The sequence below is a fragment of the Blautia caecimuris genome (assembly GCF_024622975.1).
GTDB lineage: Bacteria > Bacillota > Clostridia > Lachnospirales > Lachnospiraceae > Blautia_A > Blautia_A caecimuris.
The window spans coordinates 98,965-125,675 of sequence record NZ_JANJZT010000001.1; the positions used below are offsets into that span (position 1 = coordinate 98,965).

Below are 26,711 nucleotides of genomic sequence, written 5' to 3' on the forward strand. Positions count from 1 at the left end.
AGAACATGAGTAAAGCAATCGGAATGATTGAATTTAAAACCACTGCCACAGGTGTCACAGCAGCGGATGCCATGGTAAAGACCTCTGACGTAGAAATCGTTGAGGCGCAGACCGTATGTCCGGGAAAATATATTGCAATTATCACCGGTGATTTAAGTGCGGTAAAAGCGGCTGTTGACGCGGCAGTTACCACTTACGAAGATAAATGTATTGACAGTTTTGTACTTGGAAATCCTCATGAATCACTTTTTCCGGCTATGTACGGAACCACTGTGATCGAGGATATCAGCGCGCTTGGAATTCTGGAAACCTATGATGCGGTATCTATTATCGAAGCAGCTGACCAGGCTGCCAAAACAGCCATTGTAGATGTGATCGAGCTTCGTATTGCAAAGGGTATGTGCGGAAAATCTTATATGATGATTACCGGAGAGGTATCCGCAGTAGAAGCGTCCATTCAGAGAGCGAAAGAGCTTGTTGCCGAAAAAGGCATGTACCTTGACTCTTCTGTAATTGCTCATCCGGACAGACGCATGATTGATTCTATTTTATAAAAAGTTCTCAAAAAGGGGGCAAGGAAAATGCTGGCATTAGAAAGACGGAATCTGATCCTCGAGAAACTTCAGACAGAAAGACGGGTTGTAGTAAGTGAACTCAGCCAGCTCTATGAAGTCTCAGAAGAAACAATACGCCGGGATCTTGACAAGCTTGAAAAGGAAGGGCTTGCCACAAAAAGCTATGGCGGAGCCGTTATTAATGAAAATGTAAGTATTGACCTGCCCTTTAATATTCGCAAAAACCAGAATGTAGGCGGAAAGCAGAAAATGGCGGAGATTGTGGCAGAAATGGTGCAGGACGGGGATCACATTTTTCTGGATGCAAGCACCACCGCAGTTTTTATTGCAAAGGCATTAAAGGATAAAGAAAGACTTACAGTGATCACCAATTCCATGGAAATCCTGATAGAGCTTTCGGATGTATCCGGATGGAATATCATTTCCACAGGCGGTGTCATGAAAGAAGGATATCTTGCGTTTCTGGGATCCAGGACAGAGGAAGTTATCCGTTCCTATTATGTGGACAAGGTGTTTTTTTCCTGTAAGGCACTTGATCAGGAATGGGGAATCATGGAATCCCAGGAGTCTTTTGGCACAACGAAAAAAGCCATGATCGCTTCCGGACGCAAAAAAATTCTGGTAGTTGACAGTACCAAATTTGATCAGACTGCTTTTTCTGTGGCAGGAAAGCTGCGTGATTTAGACGTAGTGGTAACAGACAAAAGGCCGTCTGAAAAATGGCTTGCACGTTTTACCAATGCCGAAATTGAATGCCGGTATCCGAAGCAGCCATAAAAAAGGAGCATCAGACATGAATACTTTTGAGATGAAAACAGTGATCCATTTTGGGGAGAACGCGCTGGAAAGACTGAAGGATATTCCTTATAAAAGAGTCCTGATCATTACAGATCCCTTTGTTGTTCAGAGCAAAATGATCGACCTGATAACAGAGCCGCTTACAAGAGGCGGAAAAGAATATGATATTTTCCACAATGTAGTACCGGATGCGCCTGTAGATAAAATTGCAGACGGCGTAAAGAAATTCCTGAGTTTCCAGCCGGAGGTTGTTGTGGCAGTAGGCGGAGGTTCCGCTATTGATTCCTCAAAAGCCATCCGTGAGTTTGCATTAAAGATCAACCACTATGCAGAAGTAGGGCTGATCGCAATTCCAACAACAAGCGGGACAGGATCAGAAGTAACTTCTTTTGCAGTTGTCAATGATACAGAGGCAAAAGTAAAATATCCGCTTGTTTCAGACAGCCTGACAGCAGACGAGGCGATTCTGGATGCAGAGCTGGTAAAAAGTGTTCCTCCGTCTATTACGGCAGACACGGGAATGGATGTATTTACACATGCGCTGGAATCCTATGTCAGCATAGATCATAATGAATTTTCTTCTGCTCTGGCAGAAAAATCTATTGAGATCTGCGGCGTATTTCTTCTCAGAGCCTATCTGGACGGCAGTGATATGCATGCCCGTCAGAAAATGCATGTGGCTTCCTGTCTTGCAGGCCTTTCCTTTAACACTGCAGGTCTGGGAATCACTCACAGTATGGCGCATCAGCTGGGAGCAATGTTCCATATTCCCCACGGAAGAGCCAATGCAATGCTGCTTCCTCATATTGTGGAATTTAATGCAAACATCAATAAGCACAGCAGAAGCCAGAAAGAATACCTTCCGGCAGTGAAGCGTTATGCAAATATTGCCCATATTCTGGGGCTGAGCAATTATAATAAAGTAATGAGTGTCCGTTCACTTGTAAACTGGATCCAGTTCATGCTGAAAGAAATGAACATCCCGCTTACCATTCAGGAAATCGGAACCATTACACCGGATGCTTACTTTGCGGCAATAGACAAGATGGCAGAGGCGGCTCTTGCAGATGCCTGCACACCTACCAACCCACGAGTGCCGACAAAAGAAGATATTATAAAAATTTATACAAAGCTGTGGTCCTTTTAAAAGGGAAGGCAGATATAATCTGAGACAGACTTTTCTGAAAAGGTAGACGATATGAAAAGATCGAAAAGAATCGAGGCTTTGGATCGCCGGGCAGTAAATAAAGACGGATTTATTGACGAATGGCCGGAAATGGGATTTGTGGCAATGCACAGTCCCTATGATCCGAAGCCTTCTGTAAAAATAGAAAATAATATAATTACAGAACTGGACGGAAAGAAGAGAGAAGACTTTGACTTCCTGGATCAGTTCATTGCGGATTACGCGATCCGCACAGACAGAGCAGAGGCGTCTATGGCGGTTCCCTCTCTGGAAATTGCCAGAAAGATCGTAGATATCAATGTTTCCCGTAAGGAGATACTGGAGATCGTATCCGGTATTACTCCTGCAAAGATGGCGGAAGTTATCAACTGCCTGAATGTGGTGGAAATGATGATGGGAATGCAGAAAATGCGCGCCAGAAAAATTCCGGGAAATCAGGCTCACATTACAAACCTGAAGGATGATCCGGTTCAGATCGCAGCAGACGCTGCAGAAGGCGCCCTGAGAGGTTTCAGTGAAGAAGAGACTACCATGGGTGTGGCACGTTATGCGCCGTTCAGCGCAATGGCTCTTCTGATTGGTTCCCAGGCAGGACGTCCGGGAGTACTGACTCAGTGTTCGGCTGAGGAAGCTACAGAACTGGAACTTGGGATCCGCGGGCTTACCACTTATGCGGAGACCCTTTCTGTTTATGGCACGGAAAAGGTATTTATTGACGGAGACGATACTCCGTATTCCAAGGCGTTTCTGAATTCAGCTTATGCATCCAGAGGACTGAAAGTCCGCTTTACTTCCGGCGCCGGAAGCGAAGTGCTGATGGGAAGCAGCGAGATGAAGTCCATGCTGTATCTGGAGTGCCGCTGCCTTTATGTGACAAAGGGAGCAGGAAGCCAGGGAATCCAGAATGGTTCTGTAAGCTGCATTGGTGTTGCTGCAGGCGTTCCGGCAGGAATCCGTGAGGTCATTGGCGAGAACCTTGTTGCAGCCCTTCTAGGACTGGAATGTGCATCCTCCAATGATCAGAGTTTTTCCAATTCTGACATGAGAAGAACAGCAAGAACCATGCTTCAGTTTATGCCGGGAACAGATTTTATTTTTTCCGGATATGCTGCAGAGCCAAATTATGACAATATGTTCGCAGGCTCCAATTTTGACGCCGAGGATTTTGACGATTATAACGTAATGCAGAGAGATATGCAGGTGGACGGAGGTCTTCGCCCTGTTACAGAGGAAGATGTGATCCGTGTGCGCCGCACTGCAGGCAAGGCGGTTCAGGCCGTGTTCAAATATCTTGGTTTAACTGAGATAACAGACGAGCAGGTGGAAGCAGTTACCTATGCTCATGGAAGCAGGGATACTCTGAAGCGTGACGCTGCGGCAGACCTGATGTCTGCGGATGAAATGATGAAGCGCGGCATTACAGGCGTTGATGTGGTAAAGGCTCTTGCTGAAAGCGGTTATACGGAACTTGCAGAAAATATCCTGAACATGCTGAAACAGAGAGTTATCGGAGATTATATGCATACGGCAGCTATTCTGGATGAACATTTCCAGGTAATGTCCGGTGTAAATACTCCGAATGATTATATGGGGCCGGGAACCGGATATCGTGTTTCCGGAAAACGCTGGGAGGAGATCAAGGCAATTCCTCACAGAATCAATGTAAACGAATTTTAGGAGGTGCGCTATGGAAGTAAATGAACAACTGATCCGTGCGATCACTCAGGCGGTTGTGGAGCAGCTTCATCAGAATGGCGCACAGCCGGAAAAAGAAGTTCAGACACCGGAAACATCCGGATCCGGAAGCCTTGCCGGAAGAACACGGATGCGTCCGAAACATTCTTATGACAATGCAGCCAGGGCGGCTCAGGGAACAGATCCCCGAGAGATTGTGATCGGTGTTGGGGCAGCCTTTCAGACAGAAATCCATAAGACTATGGGCGGAATTCCTCTTGATGAGGTTCTCCGTAACGTAAAAGCAGGAATTGAGGAAGAGGGAATGACCTCCCGTGTGGTAAAGGTTCTGGATACTTCGGACGTATGCTTTATGGCGCTTCAGGCTGCTAAGCTTTCCGGCTCCGGCATTGGCATCGGAATCCAGTCAAAGGGAACTACAGTCATTCATCAGAAGGATCTGTATCCTCTTTCCAATCTGGAGCTTTTTCCACAGGCGCCTCTTATGGATCTGGAAACCTACCGTAAGATCGGACAGAATGCCGCAAAGTATGTAAAGGGAGAAAAGGTTACACCTGTTGAGTGTACCAACGACCCTATGGTACGTGCGAAATACCAGGTAAAGGCAGCGCTGATGCACATTGTGGAAACAGAGCAGCTGGATCCGGAAAAAGGAATGATCGAATGGGAGGGAATAAGATGAGCAGCTATCCGTTAGGACAGAATGAAGCAGATACCATTACCTCCAAAACAGGAAAAAAGCTTTCTGACATTACTCTGGACGAAGTAAAAAGAGGTAATGTACAGGCGGAGGATATTAAGATATCTCCGGAAATGCTGAAACGCCAGGGACAGGTGGCAAAGGAAGCGGACAATCCTCAGATGGAAGCAAATTTCCAGAGAGCTTCTGAGCTTGCCAACGTACCTGACGAGGTAATACTGAACATGTACAACAAACTGCGTCCGAACCGTTCTACTAAAACAGAGCTTGTACTTATGGCACAGGAGCTTCTGGAAAAATACAGTGCGCCGCACTGTGCAAAGCTGGTTCTGGAAGCAGCAGAGATTTATGAAAAAAGGGGAATTCTTCTTTGAAACTGATTGCGGGTGTTGATATAGGAAATTCCACAACTGAAGTATGCATTGGAAGTGTGGGAGAGGATGGAAGTTTCCATTTCCTCTCCGGGGCTTCCAGGATGACAACCGGAACAAAAGGGACACTGCCAAATGTTCACGGGATAAAGTCCGCGCTTCTTGAGGCTCTGGATAAAATCAGGCAGCCTTTAAGCGCCCTTGATCTTGTGCGCCTTAATGAGGCAGCCCCTGTGATCGGAGATACGGCAATGGAGACCATTACAGAAACCATTATTACCGAATCTTCCATGATCGGGCACAATCCTTCCACTCCGGCAGGAGCAGGTGAGGCATCCGGTTATCTTCTTCATCTGGAAAATATCTGGAAGGGGAAAACGGGAGTTCCCTATATTGTAGTGGCAGCAAATAAGTTCTCCTATGAGGAGGTTGCGGCAAGGCTGAACCAGCATATTCCGGAACTTGATATCCGGGGGCTGATCCTTCAGGCTGATGAGGCAGTACTTGTGGAAAACCGTCTGAACAAGCAGATTCCCATTATTGATGAAGTCAGGCATATCAGCCGGGTTCCGGAAGATAAGCTGGCCGCTATTGAGGTAGCTCTGCCGGGAACCGGAATAAGGATGCTGAGCAATCCTTACGGCATTGCCACTCTCCTGGGACTGAATCCGGAGGAAACAAGAGCAGTCACTCCTATTGCAAAGAGCCTGATCGGAAAAAGGAGCGCGGTTGTGATCCGCACCCCAAACGGAAACATCAGAGAGAATGTTCTTCCTGCAGGTGAGATCCACTTCCACGGAAGCAGAGAATTAAGTGTAAATATTGATACAGGAGCAGATTCTATTATGGAAACGCTCCAAAAAGCAGGCCAGATCCGTGATATCAGCGGGCAGCAGAATACCAACGTGGGAAATATGCTGGACCGTATCAAAAAAAGTATGACGGATGTTGCTTCAGACCGGGATCAGGAGGTAAGGATCACAGACATTCTTGCAGTAGATACTCTGGCCCCTGTTGAGATATCCGGCTCACTTGCCGGAGAAACCTGCATGGAAAAGGCAGTGGGAATCGCTGCCATGGTGAAGACAAAGCACCTTCCCATGCAGAAAATTGCAGAAAAACTGGAACAGGAACTTAAAGTGAAGGCTGTAGTTGCAGGCGTGGAAGCAGTTATGGCATCTCTTGGAGCGCTGACCACACCGGGAACAAGACTTCCCCTTGCAATTCTTGATATGGGGGGCGGGTCCACAGATGCGGCGGTGCTGGAAGAAAACGGCACAGTCCGGACGACCCATCAGGCAGGAGCGGGAGAGCTTGTTACCATGCTGATACAGACAGAACTCGGATTGGGAAGCCGCACTACGGCGGAGCAGATAAAAAAATATCCTATGGGAAAGGTGGAAAGCCTTTTTCATATGAGACTGGAAAATGGTTCCATGCAGTTTTTTGAGGAGTCTATAGACCCGGGATATTATGGACATGTGGTACTTCTGGCACCCGGCGAAATGCTGAAGGTGGAAGAAGACATTCCCATGGAAAAGATTCTTGAGGTCAGAAGAGAGGCAAAGCGGAAGGTATTTGTAAGAAATGCTGTTCGTGCGCTGAAAATCGTGGCTCCTGAACATGATTTACGAAAAATATCAAACGTGGTGCTGGTTGGCGGTTCCGCTGAGGACTTTGAGATTCCGGAAATGCTTACAGAAGCCCTTGCAGAATACCGGATCGTCTGTGGACGTGGAAATATCCGGGGAACAGAGGGTCCGAGAAACGCAGTGGCCACAGGTTTGTTAATGTCATATTTAAGCAGCTGACCGTACCGGTCAGACAGACGGCAGAGTTTCAGGAGGAAGCATGATCGTCAGAAAACCAACTGTTATTATATACACCAGAGATCCGGATGAAGATTTTTTAAGGGAGATCTGTGCGGGAATTGAAGAAGAGGGCGTTCTTTATGAGATACATTCCAGAGATGCCGACATGGATGAGCTTGCATTTGAAGCTGCAAAAGATTCCATGCTTGGTTCAGGAATTGGTATTGCAGAGCGCAGGATTGCCATGCAGATGGCAAAGCTTCCCAAAGGAAAAAATGTATTTGAGTTAAATGATCCACGTTTCTGGCAGTGCAGAAATCTTGGGGCAAACAGCGCGAGAGCGGTAAAAAAAATGCCGTTTAAGGCTATTTACGGGGAAAACAGGGAGATGTCGTTATGAACATTTATACAAAAAGCGGTGATAAGGGAACAACAGACCTTGTACGCACAAAAAATGTATCCAAGTCAGACGACCGTATTCAGCTTGTGGGAACGATTGATGAGCTGACAAGCCATCTGGGGCTGGTAAAGACAATGATGGAGGACGAAGACGCAATTGCTGTTCTGGAAAAGATTCAGCGCAGGCTGATCACAATTATGGCAGGTGTGGCAGATCCTTATAACAGAGATTATAAAATAGAAGATGCTCCGGTGGAAACGCTGGAACAGGAAATCGATCGTCTGGAGGGGTTGTTTCAGAGACCGAAGGAATTTATTCTTCCCGGAGCCAACAGATTATCGGCAGAGCTTGATATTGCCCGGACAGTGGCAAGAAGGGCAGAGCGTGCGCTGGCTGCGGTCAGTGTAAAGTTCGGAGCAGATAACGGAACAAAAAAATATATGAACCGCCTGGCAGATTACCTTTATGTTCTTGCCAGATATATCGATGCCATTCAGGCAGACAAGGTGGAAAAATCCGAAAACACACAGGTATCCGGTGATAAAAAGGAGAGACCCATGGCAGAAAATCAGGGAACTCAGCCAAGCGAAGCTGTAATCCAGGAAGTATTAAAAAGAATGGGAATCCAGGGCAGAATTACTCTGGACAGCGCCAAGCGTCTGATTGAAAAAATTGAAAAAGAAGCAGAACGCCGGGGCAAAAAAGCAGTGATCGCAGTCTGCGGACCGGAAGGAAATCCCATTGCAGTTCACGTAATGGACGGCGCTTTTCTGGTAAGCTTTGATGTGGCGACCAAGAAAGCATATACTTCTGTTGCGGTGAAAATGTCCACAAAGGAGCTGAGTGTTCTTGCTCAGCCGGGGGGAACCTTCTACGGTGTGGATAAAATGGACAATGGCAAGATCGTAATCTTTGGAGGCGGCGTACCGCTGAAGGTGGGCGATACCATCATCGGAGGCCTTGGCGTCAGCGGAGGAACCGGTGAGGAAGACCACAGTCTGGCAGAATACGGACTGTCAGTTCTTAATGAGGTTTTATAGGAAAAAGAGATGGATGGAAAAGGAGCGCTTTGGCGCTCCTTTGTATTTGCAGCAGAGTAATTTAAGATCTTTTATATTTTCCCGGAGTGATTCCCTTATATTTTTTAAAAGTACGGATAAAATAGCTGAGATCATTGAAACCATTCCTGTAGGCAATTTCCGTAATAGAGTCATCGGTGGTTGAAAGCTCGTAGCAGGACTGTTCGATTCGCTGCCTGTTCAGATAATCCATAGGCGTCTGGTGTGTCATTTCCGAAAAGAATCTGCAGAAATATTTGGGTGACATGGACACAGAGGCAGAAAGCTCCTGAAGAGTCAGCGGCGATGCATAATTATGTTCAATAAATTCCAGTACCTGTTTCAGCTGGAGAATCCTCTTATAGTCTTTTCGTGCCTTTTGCACATTTTCCAAATAGTAATGTTTACCAAAAACGATACCAAAAAAGTGGTAAAATTGTCCAAGAACAGTAAGTTCATAACCAGGCTGATTCTGCCACATGGAGTCAAAAATACTGTTTACAGTTTCACAGATATCTTTTGATTCATCTGTAAAATGATGATATACCAGGATTTCCTGATGGATGATTTTCTGCATATAACCGGCACATACAGAGTTGTGCTTTAAAAATGTGTTTCCGTCAAAAACAAGACACTGATAGACACAATCATCAGGCATTCCGCTGTGAAGGATTCCGCTGTGTACAAAAATGATATCTCCGGCTGTGGCTGTGAAACTTTTTTCGTCTAAAGTGACGGTAAGAGTTCCTTTGAGTATCCGCATCAGTTCATATTCTACATGCCAGTGGTAAGACATCACATAGCGGGGATGAGTGGAATCAATGTGATGAAATTCAAATGGGAACTCATAAGTCCCTCGTTTTCTGTTTTCATTCCGGTCAAGATCATGCAAGACGGTGAGCCTCCTTCCGACAGTTTATAGAAATTTTATACATAATTCTAAAAAGGTGAATATTATACTATTTTTTGCCATTATAACACAAGTAATTATAATATTGCAATTGTATAATAAGCATATAAACACGGGAGAAATTCTGTCTGATGTTTACATGGTACCGTTGTCCGGGATGTTTTGATATGAACATACAAAAATCCTGAGATATACAAAACTGAATTTTGTTGCCAAGGGCAAGTTACAGTGAAATTTGGTTTACTACCGTGAATGGAAGGAACAGCAGCAGATTTTTCCGGAACAAACGAACTTAAATATGGAGGTAATAAACATTATGGCTAAAAGCAGATTAATCGGAAGCTATCCTGTAATCGGAATCAGACCTACAATTGATGGCCGCAGAGGCGCTCTTGACGTAAGAGGATCTCTGGAAGAGCAGACAATGAACATGGCTAAGTCTGCAGCAAAATTACTGGAAGAGAATTTAAGATATTCCAACGGAGAGCCGGTTAAGGTTGTTATTGCAGATACAACAATCGGACGTGTTGGAGAGACTGCTGCATGTGCGGATAAATTCAGAAGAGAGGGTGTTGATATCACTCTGACTGTTACACCATGCTGGTGCTACGGATCTGAGACCATGGATATGGATCCTCAGACAATCAAGGCTGTATGGGGCTTCAACGCTACAGAAAGACCTGGTGCAGTTTACCTTGCATCCGTTCTGGCTACACATGCACAGAAAGGACTTCCGGCATTCGGTATCTACGGACATGAGGTTCAGGACGCTGACGACACAACAATTCCGGAAGATGTAAAAGAAAAAATCTTAAGATTCGGCCGTGCAGCAGTTGCAGCAGCTTCCATGAGAGGAAAATCCTGGCTGCAGATCGGTTCCATCTGCATGGGTATCGGCGGATCCATCGTTGACTCCGACTTTATTGAGTCTTATCTTGGAATGCGCGTAGAATCTGTTGACGAGGTAGAGATCATCCGTCGTATGACAGAGGGCATCTATGATCATGATGAATTTGAGAGAGCTCTTGCATGGGCAAAGAAAACATGCACGATCGGATTTGACAAGAACCCGGAAGAGCTTCAGATGTCCGAAGAGAAGAAAGAAGAGCAGTTTGAGTTTGTTGTTAAGATGGCAGTTATCATCAAAGAGCTGATGAACGGCTGTGATAATCTTGATCCGAAATTCTCAGAGGAAGCAATCGGCCACAATGCTATTGCAGCAGGTTTCCAGGGACAGAGACAGTGGACAGACTTCTATCCGAACGGCGACTTTGCAGAGGCAGTTCTGAATACTTCCTTTGACTGGGAAGGAGCAAGAGAGCCGTATATCCTTGCTACAGAGAACGACGTTCTCAACGGTCTTGGAATGCTGTTTATGAAACTTCTTACCAACCGTGCACAGATGTTCGCAGATGTTCGTACATACTGGAGCCCGGATGCAGTTAAGAGAGTAACAGGATATGATATTGAAGGTGTTGCAAAAGAGAACGGCGGTATCATTCATCTGATCAACTCCGGCGCATGCTGCCTTGATGCTAACGGCGGTGCTAAAGACGAAAACGGCAATGCTGTTATGAAGGAATGGTGGAATGTAACAGAAGAAGATCAGAAGGCAATTATGGATGCCACTACATGGAATGCAGCAGACAATGGATACTTCCGTGGAGGCGGATTCTCCTCCAGATTTGAAACAAAGGATCAGATGCCTGCAACTATGATCCGTCTGAACCTTGTAAAAGGACTTGGACCGGTTCTTCAGATCGCAGAGGGCTGGACTGTAGCTCTTCCGGAGGAAGTATCTGATACTCTCTGGAAACGTACAGACTACACATGGCCATGCACATGGTTTGCTCCAAGATGCGACGGAAAAGAAGGCGCATTCAAGGATGCTTACAATGTAATGAATAACTGGGGCGCTAACCATGGTGCAATCTCCTATGGACATATCGGCGCAGACCTTATCACAATGGCTTCTATGCTGAGAATCCCGGTTTGCATGCACAACGTTCCGGAAGAAAAGATTTTCCGTCCGGCTGCATGGAATGCATTTGGAATGGACAAAGAGGGCGCAGACTTCCGCGCTTGCAAGAACTACGGACCTCTTTACAAATAAGACTTATATCGGCAGTTAAATGCCAGATGAAAAATCCTCCGGAGCTCTCCGGAGGATTTTTTTGTCCGGAAAGCAATAAAATATGCAGAACATCCATTATTACCTGGAGTAAAATCTGCGGTACTTCTGTCCATTTTTCTGTCAGTGTGGTAAAATCAGGGAAGCATGAGAAATTTTGGATAAGTGAAGGGGAATGCAAATGTTACATGAAAAAATAAGAATCTGTTATGAAGATTATGAAGCCTGGATGACTACTTATTTCTGGGAAGAGTCTAAAGAACTGTATCCGGGACAGGTTCGCCCGGTGATTCTGATCTGTCCGGGAGGAGCCTACAGAATGACCTCAGACAGGGAAGCGGAAGCCATTGCCATTCGTTTTATGAGCATGGGATACCATACAGCGGTTCTCAGATACAGTGTGGCTCCGGCTGTTTATCCAACAGCTCTCTGCCAGCTTGCAAAGGCAGTAAATATTCTGAGAAAAAGAAGCGGGGAATGGCTGATCGACCAGGACAAGATACTTGTAATGGGATTTTCCGCAGGAGGACATCTGGCGGCGTCACTCGGAACCCTCTGGAATAATGGAGAGCTTGCAGAACTTCTGGGCCTGGAGGCAGAGGATATCCGTCCAAATGGCCTGATCCTCAGCTATCCGGTGATCACCTCAGGGAAAGAGGGGCACGAGGAAAGCTTCCGAAACCTGCTGGGAGACAGGTATGAGGAACTGAGGAATCAAATGTCGCTGGAAAATCAGGTAAGCAGAGACACACCGGAAACCTTTATCTGGCATACCATGGAGGATACGACAGTTCTTCCGTATAATTCCATATGTTTTGTTCAGGCTCTGGCAAAATATGGGATACCGGCAGAATATCATCTGTTTCCGGAGGGGTATCATGGAATCGGACTTGGAAACGAGCTGACAGCAAATGAAGACGGAAGAGGAATTATCCGTGGCTGTGAAGAATGGAGTTCGCTTTGTGAAAAATGGCTGAACCGCAGATTTCCCTGGTGGAATCCGGGGGTATGATTTTTTGAGGTTTTCTTCCCGAGAACCAGGTCAGAAAGAATCCCAGATCAGAAAGAATGATTTGAGGTTAAGTAAAAATCATTGGCAGGGCAGTGGCATATTGATAATATATTTTTGTCAGCAGCTGTGCTCCGGGCATGTTGATGTGAATGAATCGGACGGCATTTTTGTCGTTATTTATCAGAAAAATGAGAACGAAAAGGGATTATCAAACCACAAAAACTGTGCTATGATTGTTTATAGTAACAGAAGAATCAATGAGTCTGCAGGGAAACAGCACAAAGGCATGTGATTCGGGGAAATGCATAAGGCAAGGGGAAAAGAAAGATGAAGAAAACAACAGGAATCTGGTTTGCGGCGATATTGTGTATGATTATTTCAGTGACAGTTTCAGCAGACGTCCAGAACAAACAAACCGAACCGGATTATAAGACAGATTACTATATGATTGTGGAATCAAAAGCCGGAGGCATTGATATCTATGCAAACCCGGATCTGGAAGCTGCGAAGCTGAGCGAGGAAATGATTCCCAATGGCACAGCTTTGCATATTGAGGGTGAGGTGGAAGACGAGACTCATAAACGTACCTGGGGATATGTACAGTATCACGGAATGAATGGTTTTGTACCGTTGGATGACTGCCGCCCGGCAGCATCCCGACAGGAGGCTATTGATTCAGAACTGTATCTGGCAGGAAGAGATAATGTAAACTATCAGGCGGACTATGATATTACTGTATCGGAAGAGGATGATATGAAACTATATCAGGGGCCGGGCGAAAAATACGGGACAGTTCCGGGAGTCCGTGATATCAAAAGCGGCGAAACATTACATATTACTCAGGATGCCCATATGAATGACGGAAGCTATTGGGGTGTGACCACCATAGACGGAAAACAGGGATGGGTCAATCTGGATGAAGTGAACAATCCTGACCAACAGGAAGGTACTGAATCAGGAGAAATGTCAGATAGCACAGAAAATGGAAAGACTCCTGGAAAGACAGACAGCGCCTTGTCAGCAGAAGATGCGGAAACTTCTGATACAGCTGTTTCTGTAAGTACAGAGAAACCGGAAACACCTTCTGCAGAAGTTTCAAAAACCGCCGGAGAACCGGGAACAACACCTTCTGCAATATCGGAGACAGAAGAGAAGCCGGAAATATCAGTTGCGGCTCTTTCCATAACTCCGGATGCAGCAGAGAGTTCTGAAGCGGCTTCCGCGCCGAAAGCTGTACCAGAAAAGGCTTCCGGGACAGACGATACCGCTTCCGGGAAAAAGGAAGCCGAGGGTACCCCTGCAGTTTCTGAAAAGCCTGAATCTGCGGAAGTAACCGGGGCAGGCAATAAAGAAACCGAAAAAAGCAAAGAGAAAGAAGAGTCTTCGGTCAAAAAAACGGAAAACAGCGCAGGGGAAAATGCGCAGGAAACATCGGCTCAGACTGTAAAAACGTCTTCCGGAATTCCCGCACCTTTTCTCTGGATTGCAGCCATAGCAGTAGGCGCGGCTGTCGGAGTTCTCATCTATCATTTTAAAAAACGGTAAAAGTAAAAGTACAGGAACCTTAAAGTGATATGTTCCCTCTTTGACGGAAGTCAGGTAAAGAGGGAACATATCAAAAAAGGAATCTGTACTTTTTTATATAATCAGGAAAATTTGATTTTCGCTTTACAGGAAACCCTGTTTATAGGGGATTTCCTTATGCGTTATCGGATTTTGTACAAAGATTACAGAATCAGTCGTTGATCACAACGCCTTTCTGAAGCATAACATTTGCATAAAGAGCTTTTTCACTTGTGGAAATAATGCAGTAAGCAGTTTTTGCTTCATCATAAAAAGCAAAACGCTCGATGTTTCCTACAACAGCATCTCCTCTGTCATCATATTTACGGATGATTTCTTTATATGTATCCCAGATCGGAGTTTCTACAGTATCTCCCGGCATAACCTCCATAAGATTTACAGGATGCTCTACATAAGTATCCAGTGGGAAAACCTTCAGGATAGCTTCCAGGATTTCCGGTACTCCATGTCCGTCACAGCGGATGGTAATGGCATTTTTTCCCATGGATTCTACAGGAAAGTTTCCGTCAGCAATAACGAGACGGTCACTGTGTCCCATTTCGCATAATACCTTTAATAATTCTGGTGATAAGATTTCAGGAATTCCTTTTAACATAATAATACCTCCATTTATTAAGAATAAGATTTTTCTGATATAAAATTTACCTGTATCTGCAGTTCTTGACAATAGAATATTTTCCTGTAAAAGATGAATATTTTACTGTTGACAGAAACGTTTCGGCGATGTATGATTAGCTCAAACAGAAACGTTTCGGTTTTAAGAGGCCGAAATAAACAGATACTGGAAAAATGCAGGTTACACCATTATATTTTACCCTAAGGAGGAAATTATCATGCCACTTGTTACATCAAAGGAAATGCTGTTAAAGGCTCAGAAGGAAGGATACGCAGTAGGCGCTTTTAATGCGGAAAATATGGAGATGGTAAAAGCAATCATAGAAGCTGCGGAAGAGCTGAAGGCTCCGGTTATGATTCAGACGACACCATCTACAGTAAAATATGGAACAGTTGAGACCTATGCAGCTCTTGTTGCGGCGGAAGCAAAAAAAGCCAGTGTGCCGGTATGCCTTCACCTGGATCATGGCAGCAGCTTTGAACTTGCAATGCAGGCAATCCACGCAGGCTATACCTCTGTGATGATCGACGGCTCCAAGTTTGATTTTGAGGAAAATATAGCTTTGACAAAAAAAGTTGCAGACGTAGCCCGCGCCCTTGATATTCCCTGCGAGGCAGAGCTTGGCAAGGTTGGCGGCAAAGAAGATGACCTGGAAGCAGAGGCAGATACAAATACAGATCCTCAGGAAGCAAAAGAATTTGCAGAGCGTACAGGCGTTACCTCTCTTGCAGTAGCTATCGGAACAGCCCATGGTTTCTATGCAGGCACACCGGTTCTTGACACTGAGCGCGTCAGCGAGATCCGTCAGATGGTAGAGGTTCCGCTTGTACTTCACGGAGCATCCGGATTAAGCGACGATCAGGTAAGAGAGTGTGTAAAACGCGGTATGTGTAAAGTAAACTTTGCTACAGAGCTACGTGACGCTTATTCCAAAGCAGTAAAAGAAACCTTTGCAGAAAATGAAAACACCATTGATCCGAAAGCTTACGGTAAAGCTGCGATCAAGGCAGTCAAGGAGCTTGTTATGTATCGCATGAAGGTCTGCGGATGCGACGGAAAAGCCTGAAACTGAAATATTGACAGATAGCTGACAGGGGGATTCATATGGCAGCAACCATGAAAGATCTTGCAAAGCGAACAGGACTGGGCCTTGCAACCATTTCTTCTTATTTCAACGGAGGAAATGTCAGAGAAAAAAACAGAAAAAAAATCGAGGAAGCTATTGAAGAACTTCACTATGAGGTCAATGAGGTTGCCAGGAATCTTAAGACAAATGCAACAAAAACCATTGGAGTGGTAATCCCGGAGCTGAACAATACCTTTTGTGCTGAGATCATTACCGGTATGGAAGATATTTTAAGAAATCACGGATATGCGACAATGATCTGTGACTGCCGTACAGACAAGAAGCTGGAGCAGGAGGCTGTGGAGTTTTTATGCCGGAAAAGGGTTGACGGCATCATCAATATGCCGGTAGACACCGAGGGTGGTCATCTGAAAGCTTTTCAGAAAACAGGAAAGCCGATTGTTCTTATTGACCGAAAAATCCAGGGTGTTGTCTGTGACAGTGTTCTGGTAGACAATGAGCAGGCTGCTTCGGATGCCTTAAAGCTTCTTTATGAAAAAGGCCATCGGAATATCGGGATCATCGGCGGTCCGGAGGAAATCTCCACAGCGCAGGAACGAATGAAAGGCTATTGCAAAACCATGGAGGAGTTGAACCTTCCTGTGCGGGAGTCGCTGATCGTCCACGGTGATTACACTATTCAGGGCGGCGTTAAGGCAATGGAAACACTGGTGCAGAAAAACCCGGATATGACAGCGGTTTTTATCACCAACTACGAGATGACTATGGGAGCTGTGATCGGGCTTAATGAGCTGGGAATCCGGATTCCGGAGGAAATCTCTCTGGTGGGCTTTGACAATCTTCCCTTTGCCAGAGCCTGTAATCCCAAGCTGACCATTGTTTCTCAGCCCACAGAAAAAATCGCAGAGGCTACGGCGGGGATTATGCTGGAACGTCTGGAACATGCAGGAAATGAATCCGGATGCCGTACAGAAAAGCTGGGGACAACCATTATCCATGGAAAATCCATTGCACAGCTTTAAGGATACAGAATCATGGGAAAGCAGAACACTATAAAATAATGAGGAAAAAAAGATGAACCAGTCATATTTAATTGGAATTGATATTGGAACAAGCGCCTGTAAGGTTGCCCTTTTTGACCGGAGCGGCTGTGTGCTGGCAGCAGCCAACGGGGATTATCCGGTGTATTACCCAAAGGAGGGCTGGGCAGAGCAGAACCCGGAAGAATGGTGGAGTGCTGTCTGCGGGGCTGTCCGTCAGGTGATCGAAGAGGCGTCTGTTGCTCCGGAAGAGATTGCGGGAGTGGGGATTGACGGTCAGAGCTGGTCAGCCATTGCCATTGACCGGAACGGACATGTACTGACCAATACGCCGATCTGGATGGACACAAGAGCGCAGTCTATCTGCGACCGTCTCAACGAGGAAATCGGCGCAGAGGCAATCTTTGAGGTGGCAGGAAACTCCCTTCAGCCATCTTATACTACAGCGAAGATCCTCTGGTATAAAGAAAACCTTCCGGAGGTGTATGCCAAAATTGACAAAATCCTTCAGTCCAACAGCTTTATTGCTTTTAAGCTTACAGGAGCGGTAAGCCAGGATCTTTCCCAGGGGTACGGACTTCACTGCTTTGATATGCGGACAGGCAAGTGGAATGAGGCTATGTGTGAAAAGCTGGGGATCCCTGTAGAATTTTTGCCGGAAATCGTCCCATGTGACCATGTTGTGGGAACAGTAACAAAAAAAGCTGCAGAGGAATGCGGACTTGCAGAGGGGACTCCTGTTGTGGCAGGAGGTCTGGATGCAGCCTGCGGAACTCTGGGGGCGGGGGTGATCAATCCCGGCGAGACTCAGGAGCAGGGCGGACAGGCAGGCGGTATGAGTATCTGTCTTGACGAGTATAAGGCTGATCCCCGTCTGATCCTTGGCTTCCATGTAGTTCCGGGTAAATGGCTTCTCCAGGGAGGTACTACCGGAGGCGGCGGTGTTATGCGCTGGTTTGAGCGGGAATTTGCGGACTATGAGCGGATGATGAAAAAGGAAACAGGAGTTTCGTCTTTGAATCAGCTTAATGAGATCGCAGAAAAAATAGCAGCCGGAAGCGATGGACTGGTATTTCTTCCGTACATGGCCGGCGAGCGGTCACCTGTCTGGAATCCTTATGCAAAGGGCGTATTTTACGGACTTGATTTTTCCAAAACAAAGGGACATATGGTCCGTGCCTGTATGGAAGGTGTGGCTCTTTCTCTCCGCCATAATCTGGAAGTGGCGGAAAGTGCAGGCGCCCGGGCAAATGTTCTCCGCGCTATGGGCGGATCTGCAAACTCACTTCTCTGGACCCAGATCAAGGCAGATATTACAGGCAAAAAGATCGTAGTTCCGGCTTCTGATACAGCCACTACTTTGGGCGCAGCCCTTTTGGCCGGAGTGGGAACAGGCTTCTATCAGGACTATGAGGAGGCAGTAAAGGAAACCGTCAGTGTAACAAGAACCCATGAGCCTGATCTCAGGGTGAAAGAGATTTACGACAAAACTTATGAAACCTATTTGGAATTGTACCGGTCTCTGGCCGGTATGATGACAAAACATGAATAAAAGGAGGAGTATTCTTATTATGAAAGCAGCAGTAGTTGTAGCAAATGAGGACGTGCAGTATCTGGAAATTCCGGAGCCGGAGGTAAAACCGGGGTATGTAAAGATCAAGGTTCACTATTCCGGTATCTGCGGCTCTGATATTCCACGTGTACTTCATAATGGCGTACACTTTTATCCGATCGTTCTGGGACATGAGTTCTCCGGCGATGTGGTGGAAATCGGAGAGGGTGTTACAAAGGTAAAGGCAGGCGACCGTGTTTCCGGCGCTCCTCTTGTACCCTGCATGAAATGTGAGGACTGCCAGAAAGGCAATTATTCCCTTTGTAAGCATTACAGCTTTATCGGCTCCAGAGAGCAGGGAAGCAATGCAGATTATGTGGTGGTTCCGGAGCAGAACGCAGTTCCTTTTGACGCATCAGTTCCCTATGAGCAGGGCGCAATGTTCGAGCCCTCTACAGTAGCCCTTCACGGACTTCTGCAGAATGATTATCAGGGAGGTCAGTGCGTGGCAATCCTTGGCGGCGGAACCATTGGTATGTTTACCATGCAGTGGGCAAAGATCTTCGGCTCCAAAAAGGTTGTGGTTTTTGATATCAGCGATGAGCGTCTGGAGCTGGCAAAACGCCTTGGGGCAGACGAGGTGGTAAACACCACAAAAGAGGATTACATGAAAACAGCTATGGAGCTTACCGGAAATAAGGGCTACGGCTATGTATTTGAGACAGCAGGACAGGTTCCAACCATGCATATGGCCTTTGAGCTGGCTGCAAATAAGGCTCATGTATGCTTTATCGGTACTCCTCATGTAGACCTTTCCTTTACACCTGCCCAGTGGGAAAACATGAACCGTAAGGAGTTTAAACTGACAGGCTCCTGGATGTCCTACAGCGCTCCGTTCCCGGGAAAAGAATGGGAGCTTACCGCTCATTATTTTGCAACCGGACAGCTGAAATTTGATCCGGGCTTCATTTATAAGAAAATTCCTATGAGCCAGGCTCAGGAAGCCTTCCAGCTCTTTAAGACACCGGGCCTTGTAAAAGGAAAGATTCTTTTATCAAACGAGGAAAACTAAAATGATACTGACAGTAACTTTAAACGCCGCTATTGACAAGCGGTATGTAGTAGAAAACTTTCAGGTGGGAGAAGTCAATCGTGTAAAGGAATGCAGTTATGTTCCTGGGGGAAAAGGACTGAACGTTTCCAAGCCGGCCTCTATTTACGGGGCAGAGGTTGTGGCAACCGGATTTGTAGGCGGCCATGCGGGAAATTACATCGAGGATGCCCTGAAGCCCTTTGGCATCAAAAGTGAATTTTATCATGTGGATGCGGAAAGCCGCTCCTGCATTAATATCTGGGACGAGACAAACCATGTGCAGACAGAATTTCTGGAGCCGGGCTTTACTCTTACAGAAAAGGATTTTGAAGGCTTTGAAGAAAAATTCCGCACGCTGGTTGCTGACGCAGAGGTTGTGGCAATGTCCGGAAGCGTTCCAAAAGGCTTAGACGGAACCGCATATCAGCGTCTTGTAAAAATTGTAAAGGACGCCGGAAAAAAGGTGATCCTTGACACAAGCGGAAAGCTTCTGGAAATGGGGATTCAGGCAGCTCCCACGCTGATCAAGCCCAATATTGACGAGATCAGGATGCTTACCGGAAAGAACTGCGATGATATTAATGATATTATTGAAGCGGCAAAGGAGATCCACAGAAACGGCGTGGAGATCGTAGCTGTTTCCCTTGGAGCAGACGGCTCCCTTGCAGTAAGTGACGAGGGAATCTTCCGGGCGGAAGTACCGAAAATCGATGCTGTCAATACAGTAGGCTGCGGCGATTCCATGATCGCAGGCTTTGCCATCGGACTGAAGGAGGGGCTGTCCCTTCCGGAAACCCTGAAAAAGGCAAGCGCCATTTCTGCGGCGGCAGCCATGCGGGAAGAAACAGGATTTTTCTGTATGGAGGATATGGAAAAAATTCTTCCTCAGATTAAGATTATGAAATTATAAAGATTTTGTAGAGTTTTCAAAATACAACAGAATCAGAAAATCATAAAAAGGAGAAGAAAAAGATGGCAGAATTTATTAATCCGGCACTTGTGCCAAAAGTAACTCTTCCTTCCGGTGAGGAAGTTCCCTGTGTTGGAATGGGAACCTTTGGTTCTGACCGTGTATCAGCAGAGGATGTATCAGCAGCGGTTGCAGGGGCAGTGCGCAGCGGCTATCGTATGTTTGACTGCGCAGCCTGCTATGGCAATGAGCCACAGATCGGAAAGGTATTTAAGGACGCTTTTGATGAGGGCGTTGTAGAGCGAAAAGATCTTTTTATTATGACAAAGGTATGGAATGATATGCACAGAGATGTGGAGAAAGCCTGCAGAAAGAGTATTCAGGATCTTCAGTGCGATTATGTGGACCTGTACTTTATCCACTGGCCGTTCCCAAATTATCATGCACCGGGATGTGATGTAGATTCCAGAAATCCGGATTCCAGACCTTTCAGTGTGGATGAGTTTATGGATACTTACCGTCAGTGTGAGGAGCTTGTGGAAAAAGGGGTGATCCGTTACATCGGTATCTCAAACATGACGATTCCGAAGCTGGAGGCTGTTCTTCCGCTTATGAAGATCAAACCGGCAGCCTGTGAGCTGGAACTTCATGTATGCTTCCAGCAGCAGGAGCTTTATGATTATCTGGTAGCTCACAATATCCAGCCGGTAGGCTATATGCCTCTTGGCTCACCTAGAAGACCAGAGAGAGATATCTGTCCGGAGGATGTGGCTGATCTTCAGCTTCCGGAAATGAAAGCTATTGCAGAGGCACACGGAGTACATCCGGCTTTGATCGCTCTGAAATGGGCGCATCAGAGAGGAGAGATTTCCATTCCGTTCTCCGTACATAATTTTGCTTCCAATCTGAAATGCGTTACTGAGGATCCTCTTACAGAAGAGGAAATGAAAATCATTTCCACTCTGGAAAAAGGCAATCGCCTTGTAAAAGGTCAGGTATTCCTCTGGGAGGGCGCAAACGACTGGCATGATCTCTGGGATGAAGATGGTGTGATCGTAAAATAATATAAAAAACAGTAAAGAAAGAAGTAAAAAGGAACCCGTCGGCTCCTGCTCTTTTGGGCAGGAACCGGCGGGTTTTTTGGCGGAGAAAAGCAGGGGAGGGGAATGACATAAAGCAGCATACAATTCAAGTCATATATATCAAAAATAAAAACCACAAAACCTGCCACATATTGAAGAAATGTTGGATATTGATTAAATTATTACATATAGACAAAAAAAACATAAATTATCAAAAAGTATGGAAGAGTTTTAAAACGGGTTATAGAGATGGAAAATTTCTATAAAGGATGATTATTGGGAAAAGAAATAAATGCTCTATTTTTGACAGTTGAAAAAGCGAAAACATACTACAACTCATAGTTTATAAGAGAGAAGGCTATTAGATATTTATAATTGTTTAAGTACTTTAATAAGGAGGATCTGATTTGACACAGGGATATATAGCTATCGGATATATGTGTAATCAGGCATGCAGCTTCTGCCCATGCTCTAAGGCAGAAAAAAGATACCCGATACCTGACTTAGAGATGCTAGAAAAAGTCGTGGAAAATATGATACAAACTTCCAGTATCGATTCTATTGTTGTATCCGGAGGAGAACCAACGATACATCCTGATTTTATAGATTTTATAAGATACTTATGTGAAAAAAAACTGAAAATCACTATTTTGACAAATTCAGAACGTTTTTCAGATAAAAAATTTACAGACAGATTCTTATCTGCTGTACGAACAGAACTGGTTGAACTGATTACGACTATCCATAGTCAATCAGAAGAAGAGCATGAAGCTGTTAATGGGTCTAAGGGGAGTTTTCAAAGAACCATTGATGGAATGTTGCAGATACAGTCTGGGGGAATACATACGACAGTCAAACATTGTATTACTAAGGCAAATTATAAAGATTTGTATCAATTTTACAAATTTATAGATAATGTCTTTCCGCAGGAAACAGATATTCAGCTGTGTAGTATCGATTATTGTGGGTTGTCCGAAGAAAACAAATATGACTATATGGTTGTTTTTCCAGAGTTATATCCTTATTTTGAAGAAATGTTTGATGATTACATTAAAAAGTTGGATGTGGGAAATAAACGACATATGTATTGCATAAATATGCCGCTGTGTTCCCTCGATCCTTATTATTGGGATTTTGTTGCACCGAAAATAAAATCATATAGCAGTTATTCGGCACCCACACAGAAGGGTGAGTCGAATGTAGAGGATGGAAGAGATGATTTTATTGGAACATTGGGCGAAGGATGTAGGAAATGTAAAGCTGAGCCGTTATGTGCAGGAACATATCGCACTGCTTTTGAATATTTTGGGGATCGTATTATCTGTCCATACAAAAAGTAAGTGAAAGGAAGTTCAGTGCCATGGAGAATTATGTGAAACAACACTGTTTTGACAATGAAAATGTGTCTAGATATTATCTTTCGCCATATGTGTATATAGTTCAGACAGACGAAGGTCTTTATGTGGGGCGAGAGGATGATGAAAGAGAGTTTTGTTTTTATGAGGAAGTAGATGTCTATATACAATTATTTCATAAATTGTCAGAAGGGATGACTGAAGGCGAAATCTACAGGTATTTAGAAGAATATTTTTCAGAAAAATCTAACGAAATTTTAAGTTTATTGATTGGTGGAGGAATTGTAGAATGAAAGATTGTTCCTGTAGTTATATTTCGGGAGGAGCAATAGAAGGCACGGAATTTTGGCTGAATGATTTATGGAAATTTGAAGCAGGGGACAAGAATTTGCTTCTGGATCGTCAAGGACACATATTGCTGTTGAAAAAGAATCTTTGCAATACTATATGGAATCAGGAGATTTCCGAAGATTTGCTCCTGAAACTTTTACAGAGAAAATTTGCATATGAATCTGAAAATATAGATAAAAATGGGACGGAAAAAAACTCGGATATTAAACCGATGTTTTTTATGATAGATTTAACAAATAAATGCAATATGGAATGCCGCTATTGTTTAAGAAATGTGGAAGATGATTCTGACAAGGAGTCTATTACGAATGATATGATAGACTCTATTTGTGAATATCTGGCACAATACTGTAAACAAATAGGAGACAAACGTATTACTATTCAACCTTGGGGGGGAGAACCACTTTTGGAAACAGAGAAAATTTTTCTTCTCCAGGATGGTTTGAAAAAAAGGGGCATGAATCCTCAGATTACCATTGAAACAAATGCTCTGCTTCTTTCAAAGGGGTTGATGAAAGAACTATATCAAAGAGGAATTTCGATTGGAGTCAGTATAGATGGTTATCAGAAAATTCATGACTCACAGAGAGTAATACATTCAGGCATTGGTACACATCAGGTGGTGGAACGCAGGATCAGAAGTATTCAGAAATTGTATGGAAATGATATTTCTACTATAACTACAGTTACTAGAAATTCTTTAGAAAATCTTGAGGATATTATAGAATATCTTGCAGTTGATTTGGGATTGATTTATATTAAACTAAATTTTGTCCATAGGAGTTGCTTTGCTATGAACGACGATTTGTGCTTGTACGCAGAGGAGATTGCAGATGCTACCATTCGTATTTTTCAGAAGATTTTGGAACTTCATAAGAGAGGAATAGAAGTCTACGAATATAATATTTGGTTGAAAAGTATGAATTTGCTTACAGGAAAAAAACTTGATGTTTGTAATTCTAATGGTTGTCATGGGGGAAAACGTATGATTGCTATTGATAAGCATGGTGATATTTTTCCCTGTGATGTGACAGATTTTCCAGAAGAACGGCTAGGCAATATTAAGACGGATAAGGATTTGATTGCATTACTTGAAAATTCAGTAGGAGAAAAAGCATATTTTAAAGAAAAAAAAGGAAACGAATGTGAGAAGTGTCCATGGCAGCATTATTGTCGCGGAGGATGTACCGTGCATATGAAATGTGCAACACAAGAACAGGATGTGGATATGATTGAGTGTACGATCAATCGGAACTTGTATCCGAAACTGATATCGTTGATTTTGCATGAACCGGAACGTATGAATCAGTTACTGGGATATGAGATCTTGAAAAAGGAGCCTTAGATGAGTAGGGAAATACAGCTGTATAAAAAATTTTCTGTAGGTATTGCAATGAATACAACATTGCAGGAATTTGCGGATTTATTAAATAAATATGAACCATATATTGATAATTTTTATGGATCACTTCCGTTAGGAGATAAATATCATGGAAGAACATTTATTGCTCAACAATTTCAGAATCAGGAAATGCAGGAGAAATTTTGGAAAATAGCAAGAATGATCAATGAGTCTGGAATTAATCTGGAAATCGTGTTTAATACAGATGGTCTGACAGAAGAAGATTTTAAAGAATGTAAATATCAATTAGAAAAAGAAGGTATTGTGGTTAATAAAATAGCAGTGCTCGACTGGTATTTTGATTCTGTTAAAAAGCTGTTTCCTTCTGTGAAAATTATAGACAGTGTAAATAACATGAAAAACACGCTGGAAGGTTTTCGGGAAATTCGGCATGATTATGATGAAATTGTAATAGGAAGACATTTTATTCGTAATGAGAATGTATTACGTGTTGTGCAAGATGAATTACATGCGAAAACCGTACTTCTACTGAATAATGGGTGTTCACATATATGTGGTGGATGCAGAACTCAGGAATACTGTAGGCAGTCATATGAAAAAGAAAGGGATAGATATTCTCCTGAATATGTATATGCATTGCAGAGTATTATGCCGTATGAGCTTCATGAAAATTTTTTTGATATAAGTCGGATCGATCTTTTTAAATTAAGTACCCGAAATGCGGATACAGAATTTATTCATAAATGTTTGGACAGTTATATTTATAATAATGCCCGGGAGTATGTGGAAAAAAGCTCACATCATTATCTCTTGTGGTCTCGATTGATTTGGCATATGCAATATTTTGACTCATTTAATTATGATAGGATTTATCAATTAAAAAGAGAAATCTGTAAGTGTTAAAGTGATAAAAACTTGATTATAAAATATCAGTTTTTATAAATTATTTTACTGGAGAGGAGGTGTATGGAAATGAGCAAGATTCAGATGTATTCTCAGAAACTTGGGAAAAATGTTATTGTTGAGACCAGTAAGAAAGCTAATACAGTTGCAATGGGATGGTCCAACAGTGGTTGGAGCAAGAGTGGTGGTTGGAAGAGACCACAGCTGTAAGGGATAATCCATGTGTTTTCAACCTGCAGGTTACATTCGGAAGAATGTAACCTGCTCTTTATAATAGTGAATAGGTGGTATGGATAATGGTTCTCGGTATTATGGTTTCAAAGCAATGTAACTTTCACTGTAGACATTGTATGGTAGATAGTTCTCATGAATATTCTTGGATAGAAGATGCTGTTTTGGAGAAATTTTTTGAAATGTTGGAATATGGCTGTCCGGATGAGGTATATATTCTTGGAGGAGAACCGTTTTTGCATATAAATGAGATAGAGAATATGGTGGCTCGTATCCAAAGATATTGTAGAAAGATTGTTATTTTTACTAATGGAAGCTTTTTAATGAACCAAAAACTTTCAGATAGAGTAAAGGCATTGCATGTAACAATACGCATAAGCGATGATAGATTTCATCGTGAGTTTTGGACAAATAAATTTAAGGAGAAATTGATATCTTCCGATTATTGGGTGGTATCGAAAGATGCTTCGGAAGATATGATTCCTGTAGGCAGAGCGTATGAAGAATTTAAACACTTAAAATATAATATGGGGTGTTCACTTCTAACGGGAAGATATGATAAAGAATTCTATCCAAATGCAGAACGGTATATGGTGATGATGGATGGTAGTGTTAATTTATACTGCGCTACGATTGAAGGATCATTGGCAAATGTATTTGAGGATAAAAAAATTACATATGATCTTTTGGTTGAGAGAGAAAAAATATTTCATAATTATTTGATGAAAGAAGTGATACACTGTCAGGAAGATACTTATATGGGAAAAATGTGTAATTTATGTTCTAAATATAAAATTACAGAGGATGCCATTTTTTTAAACGGAAAGAAGGTAGCTGATACACAGGATTACAGAAATTTTGAGGTATGAGAAAAGAATGAGTCGTAAACATAATCCG

26 protein-coding genes are annotated in these 26,711 nt (G+C 43.8%); 24 read left to right on the forward strand and 2 right to left on the reverse strand.

Annotated elements, in window-relative coordinates; translation table 11 throughout:
* Positions 1-5 precede the first annotated feature (5 nt).
* The 9 genes from NSA57_RS00485 to NSA57_RS00525 are packed head-to-tail and all read left to right on the forward strand — an operon-like array spanning position 6 to position 8,576.
* Positions 6-554: a BMC domain-containing protein gene (locus tag NSA57_RS00485; protein WP_022067860.1), complete on the forward strand. Its 549-nt coding sequence runs from the start codon at positions 6-8 to the stop codon at positions 552-554.
* Between the two features lie 27 nt (positions 555-581).
* Positions 582-1,352, forward strand: a complete 771-nt coding sequence (locus NSA57_RS00490; protein WP_173752010.1) for a DeoR/GlpR family DNA-binding transcription regulator — start codon at positions 582-584, stop codon at positions 1,350-1,352.
* Positions 1,353-1,368: 16 nt separating this feature from the next.
* Positions 1,369-2,520, forward strand: coding sequence for a 1-propanol dehydrogenase PduQ (locus NSA57_RS00495; RefSeq protein WP_022067858.1), 1,152 nt, complete (start codon positions 1,369-1,371; stop codon positions 2,518-2,520).
* A 51-nt stretch (positions 2,521-2,571) separates the two neighbouring features.
* A complete protein-coding gene (locus tag NSA57_RS00500; protein WP_022067857.1) occupies positions 2,572-4,236 on the forward strand; it encodes a propanediol/glycerol family dehydratase large subunit in 1,665 nt (554 codons plus the stop codon).
* A 10-nt stretch (positions 4,237-4,246) separates the two neighbouring features.
* On the forward strand, positions 4,247-4,936 hold the full coding sequence (locus NSA57_RS00505; RefSeq protein ID WP_022067856.1) for a propanediol/glycerol family dehydratase medium subunit: 690 nt from the start codon (positions 4,247-4,249) through the stop codon (positions 4,934-4,936).
* A complete protein-coding gene (locus tag NSA57_RS00510; RefSeq protein ID WP_022067855.1) occupies positions 4,933-5,328 on the forward strand; it encodes a diol dehydratase small subunit in 396 nt (131 codons plus the stop codon). The genes NSA57_RS00505 and NSA57_RS00510 overlap by 4 nt, the downstream gene beginning before the upstream one ends.
* Positions 5,325-7,136: a diol dehydratase reactivase subunit alpha gene (locus NSA57_RS00515; RefSeq protein ID WP_147597998.1), complete on the forward strand. Its 1,812-nt coding sequence runs from the start codon at positions 5,325-5,327 to the stop codon at positions 7,134-7,136. Before NSA57_RS00510 ends, NSA57_RS00515 begins: the two co-directional genes overlap by 4 nt.
* A 40-nt stretch (positions 7,137-7,176) precedes the next feature.
* Positions 7,177-7,536, forward strand: coding sequence for a glycerol dehydratase reactivase beta/small subunit family protein (locus tag NSA57_RS00520; RefSeq protein WP_147597999.1), 360 nt, complete (start codon positions 7,177-7,179; stop codon positions 7,534-7,536).
* Entirely contained in the window at positions 7,533-8,576 is a 1,044-nt protein-coding gene (locus NSA57_RS00525; RefSeq protein ID WP_173752011.1) for a cob(I)yrinic acid a,c-diamide adenosyltransferase, read from the forward strand. The genes NSA57_RS00520 and NSA57_RS00525 overlap by 4 nt, the downstream gene beginning before the upstream one ends.
* 61 nt (positions 8,577-8,637) lie before the next feature.
* Here the strand turns inward: NSA57_RS00525 and NSA57_RS00530 are convergent, their stop codons facing one another.
* On the reverse strand, positions 8,638-9,486 hold the full coding sequence (locus tag NSA57_RS00530) for an AraC family transcriptional regulator (protein WP_257463689.1): 849 nt from the start codon (positions 9,484-9,486) through the stop codon (positions 8,638-8,640).
* Positions 9,487-9,820: 334 nt separating this feature from the next.
* Here NSA57_RS00530 and NSA57_RS00535 point away from each other — a divergent pair, with 334 nt between their 5' ends.
* The 3 genes from NSA57_RS00535 (at position 9,821) to NSA57_RS00545 (ending at position 14,192) form a co-directional block, all read left to right on the forward strand.
* A complete protein-coding gene (locus tag NSA57_RS00535; protein WP_147598002.1) occupies positions 9,821-11,617 on the forward strand; it encodes an L-fucose isomerase in 1,797 nt (598 codons plus the stop codon).
* Positions 11,618-11,816: 199 nt separating this feature from the next.
* Positions 11,817-12,647, forward strand: a complete 831-nt coding sequence (locus NSA57_RS00540) for an alpha/beta hydrolase (protein WP_257463690.1) — start codon at positions 11,817-11,819, stop codon at positions 12,645-12,647.
* Positions 12,648-12,974: 327 nt separating this feature from the next.
* A complete protein-coding gene (locus NSA57_RS00545) occupies positions 12,975-14,192 on the forward strand; it encodes a GW dipeptide domain-containing protein (protein WP_257463691.1) in 1,218 nt (405 codons plus the stop codon).
* Positions 14,193-14,382: 190 nt separating this feature from the next.
* Here NSA57_RS00545 and NSA57_RS00550 read toward each other — a convergent pair whose 3' ends face one another.
* Positions 14,383-14,826 (reverse strand): RbsD/FucU family protein, encoded by a 444-nt coding sequence (locus tag NSA57_RS00550; RefSeq protein WP_022067847.1) that lies wholly within the window; start codon positions 14,824-14,826, stop codon positions 14,383-14,385.
* 238 nt (positions 14,827-15,064) lie between these two features.
* On the opposite strand from NSA57_RS00550, the gene NSA57_RS00555 reads away from it, so the two are divergent.
* From NSA57_RS00555 to NSA57_RS00610, 12 genes are all read left to right on the forward strand, one after another.
* Positions 15,065-15,913, forward strand: a complete 849-nt coding sequence (locus NSA57_RS00555; RefSeq protein ID WP_173752013.1) for a class II fructose-bisphosphate aldolase — start codon at positions 15,065-15,067, stop codon at positions 15,911-15,913.
* Positions 15,914-15,951: 38 nt separating this feature from the next.
* Positions 15,952-16,956 carry a LacI family DNA-binding transcriptional regulator gene (locus NSA57_RS00560; RefSeq protein ID WP_147598005.1) on the forward strand — a complete coding sequence of 335 codons (1,005 nt, stop codon included), beginning with the start codon at positions 15,952-15,954 and terminating at the stop codon, positions 16,954-16,956.
* 52 nt (positions 16,957-17,008) lie between these two features.
* Positions 17,009-18,526, forward strand: a complete 1,518-nt coding sequence (gene xylB / locus NSA57_RS00565; RefSeq protein ID WP_257463692.1) for a xylulokinase — start codon at positions 17,009-17,011, stop codon at positions 18,524-18,526.
* 19 nt (positions 18,527-18,545) lie between these two features.
* Positions 18,546-19,598 carry a galactitol-1-phosphate 5-dehydrogenase gene (locus tag NSA57_RS00570; protein ID WP_147598007.1) on the forward strand — a complete coding sequence of 351 codons (1,053 nt, stop codon included), beginning with the start codon at positions 18,546-18,548 and terminating at the stop codon, positions 19,596-19,598.
* Between the two features lies 1 nt (position 19,599).
* Positions 19,600-20,529, forward strand: coding sequence for a 1-phosphofructokinase (gene pfkB, locus NSA57_RS00575; protein WP_257463693.1), 930 nt, complete (start codon positions 19,600-19,602; stop codon positions 20,527-20,529).
* A gap of 62 nt (positions 20,530-20,591) precedes the next feature.
* Positions 20,592-21,593 (forward strand): aldo/keto reductase, encoded by a 1,002-nt coding sequence (locus NSA57_RS00580; RefSeq protein ID WP_022067841.1) that lies wholly within the window; start codon positions 20,592-20,594, stop codon positions 21,591-21,593.
* Between the two features lie 425 nt (positions 21,594-22,018).
* Positions 22,019-22,951 carry a radical SAM protein gene (locus NSA57_RS00585; protein WP_257463694.1) on the forward strand — a complete coding sequence of 311 codons (933 nt, stop codon included), beginning with the start codon at positions 22,019-22,021 and terminating at the stop codon, positions 22,949-22,951.
* A 20-nt stretch (positions 22,952-22,971) separates the two neighbouring features.
* A complete protein-coding gene (locus NSA57_RS00590; protein WP_022067839.1) occupies positions 22,972-23,259 on the forward strand; it encodes a hypothetical protein in 288 nt (95 codons plus the stop codon).
* On the forward strand, positions 23,256-24,662 hold the full coding sequence (locus NSA57_RS00595; RefSeq protein ID WP_257463695.1) for a radical SAM/SPASM domain-containing protein: 1,407 nt from the start codon (positions 23,256-23,258) through the stop codon (positions 24,660-24,662). Before NSA57_RS00590 ends, NSA57_RS00595 begins: the two co-directional genes overlap by 4 nt.
* Entirely contained in the window at positions 24,663-25,583 is a 921-nt protein-coding gene (locus NSA57_RS00600; protein WP_257463696.1) for a hypothetical protein, read from the forward strand.
* Positions 25,584-25,652: 69 nt separating this feature from the next.
* On the forward strand, positions 25,653-25,793 hold the full coding sequence (locus NSA57_RS00605) for a hypothetical protein (protein ID WP_022067836.1): 141 nt from the start codon (positions 25,653-25,655) through the stop codon (positions 25,791-25,793).
* Positions 25,794-25,879: 86 nt separating this feature from the next.
* A complete protein-coding gene (locus tag NSA57_RS00610; protein WP_022067835.1) occupies positions 25,880-26,683 on the forward strand; it encodes a radical SAM protein in 804 nt (267 codons plus the stop codon).
* The last annotated feature ends 28 nt before the right edge of the window (positions 26,684-26,711 follow it).